Annotated in this window: 12 protein-coding genes; 6 read left to right on the plus strand and 6 right to left on the minus strand. The window is 72.6% G+C overall.

Going from position 1 to position 12,649, the window contains the following annotated elements:
- The first annotated feature begins 236 nt into the window (after nucleotides 1-236).
- Both GA0070561_RS07210 and GA0070561_RS07215 read left to right on the plus strand, forming a co-directional pair.
- Nucleotides 237-1,241 carry an EamA family transporter gene (locus tag GA0070561_RS07210; RefSeq protein WP_208603692.1) on the plus strand — a complete coding sequence of 335 codons (1,005 nt, stop codon included), beginning with the start codon at nucleotides 237-239 and terminating at the stop codon, nucleotides 1,239-1,241.
- A gap of 10 nt (nucleotides 1,242-1,251) precedes the next feature.
- On the plus strand, nucleotides 1,252-1,905 hold the full coding sequence (locus GA0070561_RS07215) for a prepilin peptidase (RefSeq protein ID WP_091396685.1): 654 nt from the start codon (nucleotides 1,252-1,254) through the stop codon (nucleotides 1,903-1,905).
- A gap of 141 nt (nucleotides 1,906-2,046) precedes the next feature.
- On the opposite strand, the gene GA0070561_RS07220 is transcribed toward GA0070561_RS07215, so the two are convergent.
- From GA0070561_RS07220 to GA0070561_RS07240, 5 genes are all read right to left on the minus strand, one after another.
- On the minus strand, nucleotides 2,047-5,226 hold the full coding sequence (locus GA0070561_RS07220) for a UvrD-helicase domain-containing protein (protein WP_091396689.1): 3,180 nt from the start codon (nucleotides 5,224-5,226) through the stop codon (nucleotides 2,047-2,049).
- Nucleotides 5,227-5,287: 61 nt separating this feature from the next.
- On the minus strand, nucleotides 5,288-6,532 hold the full coding sequence (locus GA0070561_RS07225; protein ID WP_091396693.1) for a metallophosphoesterase: 1,245 nt from the start codon (nucleotides 6,530-6,532) through the stop codon (nucleotides 5,288-5,290).
- Nucleotides 6,533-6,545: 13 nt separating this feature from the next.
- Complete coding sequence (locus GA0070561_RS07230; protein WP_091396696.1) at nucleotides 6,546-6,800, minus strand: MoaD/ThiS family protein; 255 nt, start codon at nucleotides 6,798-6,800, stop codon at nucleotides 6,546-6,548.
- A gap of 2 nt (nucleotides 6,801-6,802) precedes the next feature.
- Nucleotides 6,803-7,816 (minus strand): GTP 3',8-cyclase MoaA, encoded by a 1,014-nt coding sequence (gene moaA / locus GA0070561_RS07235; RefSeq protein WP_091396699.1) that lies wholly within the window; start codon nucleotides 7,814-7,816, stop codon nucleotides 6,803-6,805.
- The gene (locus GA0070561_RS07240) at nucleotides 7,813-8,727 is read right to left on the minus strand and encodes a fructosamine kinase family protein (protein WP_091396702.1); all 915 of its coding nucleotides are present in this window, start codon (nucleotides 8,725-8,727) and stop codon (nucleotides 7,813-7,815) included. Before GA0070561_RS07240 ends, moaA begins: the two co-directional genes overlap by 4 nt.
- Before the next feature lie 173 nt (nucleotides 8,728-8,900).
- Here GA0070561_RS07240 and GA0070561_RS07245 point away from each other — a divergent pair, with 173 nt between their 5' ends.
- From GA0070561_RS07245 to GA0070561_RS07260, 4 genes are all read left to right on the plus strand, one after another.
- Entirely contained in the window at nucleotides 8,901-9,944 is a 1,044-nt protein-coding gene (locus GA0070561_RS07245; protein WP_091396706.1) for a DUF4192 domain-containing protein, read from the plus strand.
- Between the two features lie 61 nt (nucleotides 9,945-10,005).
- The gene (locus GA0070561_RS07250) at nucleotides 10,006-10,257 is read left to right on the plus strand and encodes a hypothetical protein (protein ID WP_091396709.1); all 252 of its coding nucleotides are present in this window, start codon (nucleotides 10,006-10,008) and stop codon (nucleotides 10,255-10,257) included.
- Nucleotides 10,254-10,652, plus strand: a complete 399-nt coding sequence (locus tag GA0070561_RS07255) for a hypothetical protein (protein ID WP_091396713.1) — start codon at nucleotides 10,254-10,256, stop codon at nucleotides 10,650-10,652. Before GA0070561_RS07250 ends, GA0070561_RS07255 begins: the two co-directional genes overlap by 4 nt.
- Nucleotides 10,653-10,771: 119 nt before the next feature.
- On the plus strand, nucleotides 10,772-11,488 hold the full coding sequence (locus tag GA0070561_RS07260; RefSeq protein ID WP_091396716.1) for a GAP family protein: 717 nt from the start codon (nucleotides 10,772-10,774) through the stop codon (nucleotides 11,486-11,488).
- 13 nt (nucleotides 11,489-11,501) lie between these two features.
- Here GA0070561_RS07260 and fdhD read toward each other — a convergent pair whose 3' ends face one another.
- The gene (gene fdhD / locus GA0070561_RS07265; protein WP_091396719.1) at nucleotides 11,502-12,368 is read right to left on the minus strand and encodes a formate dehydrogenase accessory sulfurtransferase FdhD; all 867 of its coding nucleotides are present in this window, start codon (nucleotides 12,366-12,368) and stop codon (nucleotides 11,502-11,504) included.
- Nucleotides 12,369-12,649 lie beyond the last annotated feature (281 nt).

Raw genomic sequence — 12,649 nt, forward strand, 5'->3', positions numbered from 1 at the left:
TCCCTGTGGTGCGGGCGGGTACGACGGGACCGCCGGCGGGTAGGGCTCCGACGCGGGCGGGTAGGGCTGCTGCGCCGGTCGACCGGGCGTCTCGTCGGGTCTCTGCCCACGCCACGGCCCTGGGTGGCCGCTCCCCGGTTGTCCGTAGTTCGTCATGCCGCCCTCCTGCACAAGTGGTGAGAGGCCGGCCACCAAAGCGCGACGCGGACTCCGGGCCACCGTAGCGTGGTCCACTGATGAGCTCACCTCCACCGAGCACCACGGCCCTCGCTGGCCGTCGTGTCAGCAGCAAGCCGACCCTGATCTGGACCGCGTTGATAGTGGTCTACGTACTCTGGGGGTCGACCTATCTGGCCATCCGGATCACCGTGGAGACGATGCCTCCGCTGCTGTCGGCGGCCCTCCGGTTCGCCGTGGCCGGCCTGGTCCTGGCGGTGGTGCTGCGACTGCGTCGAGGCCCCGGCGCGCTGCGGGTGGACCGACGGCAACTCGGCTCGGCCGCGTTGGTCGGGGTGCTCCTGCTCTCCGCTGGCAACGGCCTGGTGGTGCTCGCCGAATCGGGGCCGCCGGGAGTGGCGGTGCCGTCCGGGATCGCCGCGCTGCTGGTGGCCACGGTGCCCCTTCTGGTGGTGCTGTTGCGCTCGGCCACCGGCGACCGGCCGCCGATCTGGACGTTCGCCGGGGTCACCCTGGGCTTCGTCGGCCTCATCCTGCTGGTGCTGCCGGGAGGTAGTTCGGCAGCGGTGCCGCTGCTCGGGGCGTTGACAGTGGTGGCGGCGGCCACCTCCTGGTCGGTCGGGTCGTTCCTGTCCGGACGGATCCGGATGCCCGCCGACCCGTTCGTGGCCACGGTGTACGAGATGATGGCCGGCGCGCTGGTGCTGGTGGCCCTCGCCGCCGGTCGGGGCGAACTGGCCGACTTCCACCCGGCGGCGGTGAGTACCCGGTCCTGGTTGGCGCTGGGCTACCTCATGGTGGCCGGCTCGCTGGTGGCCTTCACCGCGTACGTCTGGCTGCTGCACAACGCGCCGATCTCGCTGGTGTCGACGTACGCCTACGTGAACCCGGCGGTCGCGGTGGCGCTCGGCGCGCTGCTGGTGGCCGAGCCGATCACCCCGCAGGTGCTGCTCGGCGGTGCTGTCATCGTCGCCGGTGTCGCCCTGGTGGTGACCACCGAACGACCGCGTCGGGCGGGCACGGGATCACGATCGGGGGACACGCGGGAGCGCGACCGCCAGTAACGTCCGGCCCATGTCGGCCGCCGCGCTGGTGTCGATCGCGCTGCTCGGCGCGCTGGTCGGCCTCGTCGTACCCCTGGTGTCGCGGCGCTTCGCCACGGCGGACGCCCGGCCATGGGCGTTTCCACTGCCGCAGCCGGTCCGACGGCCCTGGGTGGACCCCATGGTGGCGGCCAGCGTCTTTGTCGGCCTTGCCGTCGCTGTGGGTGACGACCCGGCGCTGCCGGTCTTCCTCTCGGTCGCGGCGGTAGGTCTGGTGCTGGCGCGGGTCGACCTGGCCTGCCTGCGGCTGCCCGACCCGCTGGTGCTCGTCGCCGGGTTGCTGGCCCTCGGAGGGCTGACCGCAGCGGCGCTGCTGTCCGGCACTCCCGGCCGGCTGCTCGGCGCGCTGGGAGGCGCGGCGGTCGCGGGCGCGGCGCACGTGCTGCTGGCTCTGCTGCCCGGCTCACGGCTGGGCTTCGGGGACGTGAAACTCGCCGCTGTCCTCGGCCTGCCGCTCGGCTGGTTGGGGTGGGACGCCCTGCTGGCCGGGCTGCTCCTGCCGCACGTGCTGCACGGCGGTCTCGTGCTCGGTCTCCTTGCCGCGCGGCGGGTCCGTCGGAACACCCTGCTGCCCCTCGGCCCGGCCCTGCTGGCGGGCGCCTGGCTCGCCGCCCTCCTCGACTGACCGCCCCCGCCCCGCCCCGACCTCACCCCCGCCCCGGCTTCGTCGATCTTGCAGTTTCTGCGCCGACACAAGGTGCATCCCACGCACAACGACGACCGAAAGTGCAAGATCGACGGGGCGTGGGGCGTGAGGGCGCCGGGGTCAGATCAGGCGGAGTTGGCGGTCCTTGGGGCGGCGGGGTTCGGCTTCGCCGAAGCGTTCGAAGAGGCCGGGGTCGATGGTGCCGAGGAACGGCGAGGGGTCGCAGTCGCGCTCGGTGGCGTGCCGGGTGCGGCGGGCGGCGTGACTGACGTACAGCCGGTCCTGGGCCCGGGTCAGGCCGACGAAGAAGAGCCGGCGCTCCTCGGCGACGGCGTCCTCGTCGGGCGTCGAGCCCGGCCAGCGCAACGGCAGCAACCCGTCCTCGACACCGACCAGGAAGACCACCGGGAACTCCAGGCCCTTCGCGGCGTGCAGGGTGAGCAGCGTGACCGCCTCGGCACGCGGGTCGAGCGCGTCCACCTCCGCGCCGGTGGCCAACTGCGACAGGAAGGCCTCCAGGTCGTCACCGCAGCGTCGGGCCAGCGGGGTCAGCAGGTCCACGGCCGAGCGGACGTCCTCGGGACGGACCGTGCTGCCGGCGCCGTCCAGGGTGGGCACGGCGAACCGCTCGGCGACCACCTGACCGGCCAGCCGCACCCGGGCGGCCAGTGAGCCGGCCAGACCGTCGGCGTGCCGTAGCTCGCGGGCGATGGCCGCTACCCCGGGCCGGTCCCGCAGCCGGTCGTGGGAACGCTTCTGCACGGGGATGTTCGCCCGGGTCAGGGCGTCCACGATCGGGGCGGCCTGCGCGTCGGTGCGGTACAGCACGGCGATGTCGGAGAACGACAGCGAGGTGGACCGGCCGTCGATGCGGCCCGAGTCCAGCGAACGGTGTGACAACCCGCCGACCAGATCGTCGACGGTACGCACCACGAAGTCGGCCTCCTCTGCCACGGACGCCGCCGGGTAGCGCCCGACCAGCGGAGCCTCCGGGTCGAGCCGGGCCGGGTCCAGTCGTCGACCCCGGACCAGCGAGGACGGCGCGATGGCCTGCACGGCGGCGGCCAGGATCGGGGCCGACGAGCGGTAGTTGCGGTTGAGCCGGACCAGCCGGGCGTCGGTGAAGTCCTCGGAGAAGCGCAGGAAGTAGCCGACGTCGGCGCCCCGGAACGAGTAGATGGCCTGGTCCGGGTCGCCGATCGCGCAGAGGTTGCCGTCGGCGGGGCTGAGCAGCCGCAGCAGCTCGTACTGCACCTCGTCGACATCCTGGTACTCGTCGACGAAGATCCACCGCCAGCGGTCCCGGTACCGTTCGACCAACTTCCGGTCGGCCCGCAGCAGCTCCACCGGCAGGGTCACCAGTTCGTCCAGGTCGACCAGGTCCTGCTTGCGCAGCAGCGACGCGTACGCGGCGTTGTCGTCGCCGGCCTCGGTGCGGGCTGCCGCCCGCTCGGCGTCGTCGGCGATCCGGAAGTCGGCCGGGAGACCCGCCGCGCCGGCGTTCTCCCGCAGGATGGTCAACCCCAACGCGTGGAACGTACCCACTGTGACGTCCTCGGCGACCGGGCCGAGCAGGCCGTCGAGCCGGTGCCGCAGCTCCTCGGCGGCCCGGCGGGTGAACGTGATCGCGAGGCAGTGCTCGGGGAAGACGTTCAGCTCCGCGCAGAGGTACGCGATCCGGTGGGTGAGCGTCCTGGTCTTGCCGGTGCCCGGACCGGCCACGATGAGCAGCGGACCACCGGGTGCGGAGGCGGCCACCCGCTGCATGGCGTCCAGTCGGTCCAGCAGGCCGGTGCCAACCTCCTCCATGCCGGAGAGCATCGGCTCGAACGGCTCGTGCGGAGACGGCGGCGACGCGATCGGCGGCGCGGGCGCCGGGACCGGCTTCCGCTTCGGCTCCGCCTTCGTCGCCGCCGGGCGCTTTGCCGGGACCCGGGGAGCCGACTCCGCGGGTCGTCGCTGCGCCGGCACCGGTACGTCGAACAGCGTCTCCTGCGCGCCCAACTCGGCCGGGTCGAAGAGCGTGATCACGCCGTACTCGCCGTCGTAACCGGGCACCCGGCGGACGTCACCGCGCCGCAGCCGCCCGATGCCCTCCGCGAGCAGCTCACCACCGGCCTGCGCGATCTCGGTCAACGGCGTCGTGGTCAGGATCTCCAGCTCGGGGCCGAGCGTGGCCAGCAGTTCGTTGAACCGCCCCTCGACCTTCTTCGACCGGGCACCCACCTTGTTGATCTCGCCGAGGATCTCGGCCAGCGGCACCAGGTGGGTGACGTCCCGTGCGTGCGCCGGCCGGTGCCCGTCCGGGCGGTCCGCCAACTCCTCGATCCGGCTGAGGACGCCCACGGTGAGGGGTTTGCCGCACTCGGGGCAGCGCCCGCCGGCGGCCCGGGTGCGCTCCGGAGACCAGTTGACCCCACACAGCCGGTGCCCGTCCGCGTGGTACTTGCCCTCCTCCGGGAAGAACTCGATCGTGCCGGCCAGGCCGTCACCCGTACGCAGCGCCTCCCGAACGGCGAAGTAGTCCCGTTCGACGGTCAGCACTGTCGCCTCCCGGCCGAGCGCCGGCGGCGAGTGGGCGTCCGAGTTGGACACCAGTTGGTAGCCGTCCAGGCTGCCGACCCGCCAGTTCATGGCGGGGTCGGAGGAGAGCCCGGTCTCCACGGCGAAGATGTGCTCGGCCAGGTCGGCGTAGCAGTCCGCGATCGCGTCGAAGCCGGACTTCGAGCCCAGCGCGGAGAACCAGGGGGTCCAGATGTGTGCCGGCACCAGGTAGCCGTCCGGGCTGGCCTCCAGGGTGATCTCCAGGAGGTCGCGGGAGTCCAGTCCGAGGATCGGCCTGCCGTCGGAACCGAGGTTGCCGATCCGGCCCAGCGCGGTGTTGAACCGGGCCACCGCGTCCAGATCCGGCAGGTAGATCAGGTGGTGCACCTTGCGGGTCCGGTCGTCCCGCTTGTAGATGGTGGAGATCTCCACGCTCAGCATGAAACGGACCGGGTCCGCCTCCGCCGTCTGCGCGAGGCGGGGTGGCAGCCGGCGGGCGACGTCCCGCTCCGCCTCCGGGTCGAGCCGGTAGAGCCCCGGTTCGGCCGGGCGCAGCGTCTCCCGCAGGTGGTCGTACCAGGCGGGGTGGGTGAAGTCGCCGGTGCCGAGCAGGCCGATGCCCTTACGCCGGGCCCACCACGCGAGGTTCGGCAGGGTGAGGTCACGGCTGCACGCGCGCGAGTACTTCGAGTGGATGTGCAGGTCCGCGACGAATGGCGGTAGGCCACCGGGGGGTACGGCGCTGAACGGGGGCACGCCGCATCCTGTCACGCCCGCCGCGCCGGCCACCCGCCGCCACGCGCGGACGTGACCTCCGCTATGCCGAGCGCAGCTCGACCAGACTGATCTGCGGCTCCGCGCCGACCCGGACCGGCGGCCCCCAGAAACCGGCGCCGTTGGTCACGTAGACCTTGGTGCCGTCGACCTCGCCGAGCCCGCTGACCACCGGCTGCTCCAGCCCGACGGCCAGGTTGAACGGCACCATCTGCCCGCCGTGGGTGTGCCCGGACAATTGCAGGTCGACGCCGTACCGGGCCGCCTCCTTCGCAGCCAACGGCTGGTGCGCGAGCAGGACCACGGGGCGGCTCGGGTCGCGGTCGCCGAGAGCGGCGGCGAAGTCCGGCCCGGCGGCGAGGCCGGTGCCCGCCCCGGTGAGGTCGTTCACGCCAGCCAGGTCGAGCACACCGCCCCGGGCCTGGATCTCCTGCCGCCGGTTCTGCAGCACCCGCAGACCGAGCCGGTCGACCTCCTGGACCCACTCCTCCACGCCGGAGTAGTACTCGTGGTTGCCGGTGACGAAGAAGCTGCCGTAGCGGGAGCGCAGGTCGCGCAGCGGCGCGGCGGCCGAGCCGAGCTCGGCCACGGACCCGTCGACCAGGTCACCGACGACCGCGACGATGTCCGCGTCGAGCCGGTTGATCGCGGCGACGATCCGCTCGGTGTGCGCCCGGCCGCGCAGCGGGCCGAGGTGGATGTCGGAGACGGTGGCGATGCGCAGGCCGTCCATGCTGCGGGGGAGTTTGGCCAGCGGGATCCGCACCCGGTCGAGCTGGGGTGGGCCGAGCGCCGTGCGGATGCCGTACCCGGTGACGCCGGTGGCGGTGAGGCCGGCGAAGATGGCCGCCCCACGGGCCAGCAGCAACCGACGGGACGGGTCGTGGTCCGGTGCCGCCACGGCGCCGGCTGCCGGTGGCTCGGTCGGCCCGGCGGCACCGACCAGCACCGGCTCGGGCGCGGCGGTGGTGGGCTCCGCGGCAACCACCCGGCGACGCAGCACCAGCCGGGTGACCAGCATCGGGACTTCCAGCACGACCAGTACGACCAGGAGGTAGAACATCAACGCGAGCCACAGGTAGCCCGGCCAGGCGAGCCAGTAGAGCCCGGCCTGCGTCCCGGCGAGGGTGACCGGCACGAGCAGGGCCAGCACCAGGGCGGCGATCCCCCCGATCCGTCGCCAACGGCCCGGCGTGGTGGTGTCCCGAACGAGTCGCTTCCACAGGTAGAGGTGGATGAGACCGGTGACCAGCGCCAGGACAGCCACGAACCCCAGAACCGCCAGCATGTGTGCGCCTCCCTCAGCCGCCCGCGAACGGGGGCAGGACATCGATCGTGGCCCCGGCCGGTAGGGGTGCCTGACGATCATGACAGGTGACGCCGTTCACGAGGAAACTCGCCACCCGCAGCACTCCGGCGAGCCGGTCGCCGTGGCGCTGGGTCAGCTCGGCCGTGAGGTCGTCGAGTGACCGCCCGGCGGGGATGGCCTCCTCGGCGCGGCCGGCGGCGGCGCGGGCGCCGGCGAAGTAGCGAATGGTCAGCGGTGGTCCCTCCACGCTCAGCCTCCGATCGCGGACATCGGTCGGGTCGGCTGGAGGAAGGTGGGGTCGTCGATGCCGTGCCCGGCGCGCTTGCCCCACATCGCGGTACGCCAGCGCCGGGCCAACTCGTCGTCGTCCGCGCCGGCGCGCAGCGCGGCGCGCAGATCCGATTCTTCGGTGGCGAAGAGGCAGGCGCGGACCTGGCCGTCGGCCGTCAGTCGGGTGCGGTCGCAGTCCCCGCAGAAGGGGCGGGTGACGCTGGCGATCACACCGACCCGGGCGGGGCCTCCGTCGACCAGCCAGGTCTCCGCCGGTGCCGCGCCGCGCTCGACCGGGTCGGGGCTCAGATCGAAGACGCTACGCAGCGACGCCAGGATCTCCTCGGCGGTGACCATGGTGTCGCGGGCCCAACCGTGCTGGGCGTCCAACGGCATCTGCTCGATGATCCGCAGCTGGTAGTCGTGATCGAGGGCGAAGCGGAGCAGCGCCGGCGCCTCGTCCTCGTTGACACCACGCATCAACACCGAATTGATCTTCACGGGGCTGAGCCCGGCGGCTGCCGCCCCGGCGAGCCCGGCCAGCACCGCGTCGAGGCGGGGGCGGCGGGTGAGCTTGGTGAACCGGTCCGGGTCTAGGGTGTCCAGTGAGACGTTCACCCGGTCCAGGCCGGCCGCCCGCAACGCCGGGGCCAGGCGGTCCAGGCCGATGCCGTTAGTGGTCAACGAGACCCGGGGGCGGGGTTCGAGCGCGGCGACCGCCGTCACGATGTCGACCAGCCCGGGTCGGATCAGCGGTTCACCGCCGGTGAACCGCACCTCGGTCACGCCGAGCAGCTCGACAGCCACCCGGACCAGTCGGACGATCTCCTCGTCGGACAGCAGCTCGGGGCCGGCCAGCCAGGGGAGACCTTCCGCCGGCATGCAGTAGGTGCAGCGCAGGTTGCACTTGTCGGTGAGGGACACGCGCAGGTCCCGGGCGACACGGCCGTACCGGTCGACGAGGACGCCGTCGGTCCCCGGGGCGACGTTCACCTGTCGACCGTAGCGCGCTCGGCCCGGCTCAGGACGCCACGGGCGGTCTGGACGACCACATCTCGGAAGCTGACGCCGAAGAGTGCGGTGTGCACGAGCAGCAGATGCAGCTGATGCACTGGCACACGGTCACGCCAGCCGTCCGGTAGTGGCCAGCTCTCCTGGTAGGCGGCCAGCACCCGATCCAGGTGGGGGATGCCGCCGAAGAGGGCGAGCTGGGCGAGATCCGTTTCCCGGTGCCCACCGTGCGCTGCCGGGTCGACGAGCCAGGCCCGGTCGTCGGCCCCCCACAGCACGTTGCCCGGCCACAGGTCGCCGTGGATGCGCGCGGGCGGCTCGTCGCCGCCGAGCCCGTCGAGGCGATCGATCACCTGCTCGACCAGAGCGGCATCGGCGCTGGTCAGCGCGCCACCGTCGACCGAGCGTCGTAGGTAGGGGGCGAGGCGTCGCTCGGCGAACCAGGTCGACCAGCGCCCGCCGGTGGGGGTGTTGTCCTGGGGGAGCGAGCCGATGAACCCGGGCCAGGTGGCACCGAAGGCGGTAGCGCCCGCCCGGTGCAGCCCGGCCAACTCCCGGCCGAAGCGCTCCGCGGCCTCCGGCGTCGGTTCGCCGGGCTCCACCCAGTCGAGCGCCAGCAGCTCCGGCAGCACCACGATCACCTCGGGTACGCCGACCGCGTCCGCCTCCCGCAGCCAGCGCAGGCCGGCGGCCTCGGCGGCGAAGAAGCCCTCCGGCGGCGGTCGGTCGGCGCCTTCCGGCCAGGATTTGGCGAAGACGGAGTGGCCGTCGTCGAGGGTGAGCCGGGCGGCAGCGCAGATGTTTCCACCGGCGACCGGCGTCTCCCGGAGCCGCTGATGGGTCCGGAAGGTCGGGAGGTGTGCCGGATGCGCGCGCAGGTACGCCAGGTCCATCAGCGCACGGTAACCGCTCCTTACGACAGCCAGGTGTCGCCCGACGACATCGGCGCTCTTTCCGCACCCGTAGGTGTGGCGTGAGCAGGGAAAACACGTTCAGTAACTGTGGATAAGTCGCGTGTCGTCCACAGGGGTGGCAGGGCCCGGTACGCCCGCCGCAGGCTTCCGACATGACCTCGACCGAACGCCCTCAACTCGCCGTCCGCTCACCGGCCGACCTGATCGCCGCTGTGCCGTACCTGCTCGGCTTTCATCCCACCGACAGCGTGGTCGCCGTGGCGCTGGTCGGCCGACAGATCGTCTTCGCCGCCCGCGCGGACCTGCCCGACCCGACCGAGCTGGGCGGATTGGCCGGGCACCTGGCTGGTGTGATCCGCCGGCAGGGCGCGGAGGCCGCCACCGTGGTGGGTTACGGGCAACCGGAGCGGGTCACCCCGGCCGTGGACTCGGTGCGCGACGCGCTGAACGACTTCGGGCTGCACGTGCTCGACGCGCTGCGGGTGACCGACGGCCGCTGGTGGTCCTATCTCTGCACCGAGCCCGACTGCTGCCCGCCCGAGGGGCGCCGCTACGACCCGAGCGTCAACCGGTTGACCGCCTCGGCGGTCTTCGCCGGTCAGGTCGCACTCCCCGACCGGGCCGCCCTGGTGGCGCAGGTGGCACCGATGGACGGCCCGGCCCGGGAGGCGGCCCGCGCGGCCACCGCCCGCGCCGAGCAGAGGCTGGCCGAGCTGATCGCGCAGGCACCCGAAAGTGACCTGCTCGGGGCGCGGGCGCTGCGCGCCGCCGGGGTGGCGGCGGTCCGCGAGGCCCAGCGCCGGCAGCGGCGTGGTGAGCGGCTCGACGACGACGAGGTGGCCTGGTTGAGCCTGCTGATGACCCACCTGCCGGTCCGCGATCACGCGTGGGAACGCACCGACGGCCGGGACCGGGACATCGCCCTCTGGACCGACGTGCTGCGCCGCGCCGAGCCGGAGGTGACCGCCGCGCCAGGTGCGCTGCTGGCGTTCGCCGCCTGGCGCGCTGGACAGGGCGCGTTGGCGGCGGTCGCTCTCGAACGCACGCTGAGCCTGCACCCCGACTACTCACTCGCCCTGCTACTGGACGACCTGCTCCGGCGCGGCGTGCCCCCGGCCGAGCTGGACGGCTGGCCGTCGGTCGGGATGCCCGGGGTCATCCGCCCCCGCAAACGGAGCCGACGTGGCCGCCGCTGACCGACCCCGCCGCGCACACGGTATTACCGACGGTGCTACCAGAATTGATACGCTGACGGACATGACAGTGAAGCGTTCCGTGAGCCTCCCCGACGACGTCGCGGAATGGCTCGACCAGCAGCCCAACGTCTCGGCGGCCATCACTGCGGCGGTGCGGGCCCAGATGGACGGCACGCACCTTCATGAGGTGCTGCGGCGGGCCGGCATTGAGGTGACCGAGGCGGGTAGGGCGCGGTGGCGGGAGAGGCTGGCGACACCCATTCCGGCGGACGCCCTGGCCGAGGGGCGCCGGATGCTGGGCAGGGCCGGATGAGCGATGAGATCGCTGTCGTGTTCGACGCGTCGGCGTTGACGGCCTACATCGAGGGCAACGTCTCGGTGGGGGAGTTGATGCTGGAGGTCGCCGACGAGGGTCGGCAGGTGGCCATTCCGGCGACCTGCCTGGCGGTTGCCTTCGCGAGCGTGGCCGACGAGATCGACGCCGCGTTACTGGGCCTGATGATGACCGCCCCGATGATCCGCCTGCTGCCGCTCGACGCCGGGGACGTGCGCGACACCGGCAAGCTGGCCCGCGCTGTGGACGGAGACATCTCGTTCGGCCATGCCGCGCGTGCGGCACTCACCCACGAGGCGCACTACGCGACAGTCCAACCCAAGGCGGCGGCGAAGGTCCTCCCCACCAACTGGAGCATCCTCGACCTGGCGTGACCGGTCCTCCGGCGACGCCTCCGTCGAAGGATGTACGCGTTGCTCCTGTCCACGGCCGACGCGGACGGGTCACCGCCGCCGGAGAATGATCTCGTGGCCGTTCTCCGCGTTGGTACGACATGACCCCCGAGTTGCTGCTGTCGCTGGCCGGGCTGGCGTTGATCGACAGCACCAGCATCGGCACCCTCTTCATCCCGGTCTGGTTGTTGCTCGCCCCCGGGCCGGTCAACGTCCGGCGGATCCTGGGCTACCTCGCCACCATCGCGGTGTTCTACCTCGCGGTTGGGCTGCTGCTGGTCTGGGGAGGCAGCAGGCTGGGCGATGCGCTGGGCGGCGCCCTGGACAACCGGGGCGTCCTCTGGGCGCAACTCGTCCTGGGCGTGGGAATGCTGGCGCTCAGCTTCCGCTACGACGGCAAGCGGCGTCCCCGTACCGGTGGTGTGTTGCGGTGGCGGGACCGGGCCACCGCCGGAGATTCCTCCGCCCGATGGTTGGTCGGGCTCGCGCTGCTCGCGGCGCTTGCCGAGGTGGCGACCATGCTTCCGTACCTCGGTGCGGTGGGCCTGTTGGCCACCTCGGGGGTGGGCGCGGCGAGCGTGGTGGCGCTGCTCACCGGGTACTGCCTGGTCATGGTGCTTCCGGCGGTGGTGTTGCTGGGTGCCAGGGTGGCCCGCCCGCGACTGGTCGAGCCGGTGCTGGCCCGCCTGAACACCTGGATCGTCACGAAGGCGGGCAGCGCATTGGGCTGGATCCTCGGCATCGCCGGTTTCCTGATCGCCCGTGATGCCGCCGCGCGGCTGGCCCTGTTCGACCTGATCGACCGGATCGGTCGCTGACGGGCTGCCCGGGTCAGGCTGGCTGCTCCACCGTGATCCGGTGCGGCCCGGTGTAGACGTTCATGGTCCGCCCGCGCAGGAAGCCGACAAGCGTCATCCCTGCCTCGTCGGCCAGTTCCGCGGCGAGGGTGCTCGGGGCGGAGACCGCTGCCAGCAGCGGCAACCCCGCCATCCACGCCTTCTGGGTCAGTTCGAAGCTGGCCCGTCCGGAGACCAGCAGCAGGTGCCCGGTGAGCGGCAGCCGGCGCTCCCGCACGGCCCAGCCGATCACCTTGTCCACGGCGTTGTGCCGGCCCACGTCCTCCCGGAGCACCACCAGCTCACCGTCGGGGGTGAACAACCCCGCCGCGTGCAGCCCGCCGGTTCGATCGAAGCCTCGCTGGGCGGCGCGCAACCGGTCGGGCAGCTCGGCGAGCAGCGTGGCCGGGACGCTGAGCGGGTCCGCCGCGACCGGGAAGAGCGACCGGGTGCGTACCGCGTCGATGCTGGCCTTGCCGCAGACCCCGCAGGAGCTGGTCGTGTAGAAGTTCCGGGACGGGTCGGTGGTCGGTTCCGGTACGCCGGGGGCGAGCACCACGTCCACCACGTTGTACGTGTTCGGTGTCTCCGCGCCGGCGCAGAGTTGCGCGGTCAACACGTCGTCGGTCGACCGGATCAGCCCCTCCGTCAGCAGGAACCCGATGGCCAGGTCCAGATCGTCGCCGGGGGTACGCATGGTGACGGCGAGCGGCCGGCGTCGGCCGGGACCGGCTGCGCCGACCCGGATCTCCAGCGGTTCCTCCACGGCGAGCGTGTCCGGTCGGCGGACCGATGCGCGCCCGGCGGTCGCCGCGTCCAGGTCGATCCGGAGTACGCCCCGTCGATCAGTTGCCCGTCCCATCCCGCCATCCTCCACCCCCCGCCGGCACACCCGCACGACCACCGGCCATCGGGCACCCCCGAGCGCCAGCCCAACCGAGCGACGCCCAACCCAACCCACCCCACCCCACCCCACGCCACCCCCACCCCACCCCACGCCACCCCCACGCCACCCACCCCACCCCACCCCACCCACGCGCGTTGATCATGAAGTTGTCCGCGCGTGTCGTCGGTGTGTCGAGCGATAACTCCATGATCATCGAGGCGAGGGGCGGGCCCGACCGAGCGTCGGCACGGCTACGG

Source organism: Micromonospora saelicesensis (assembly GCF_900091575.1).
Lineage (GTDB): Bacteria > Actinomycetota > Actinomycetes > Mycobacteriales > Micromonosporaceae > Micromonospora > Micromonospora saelicesensis.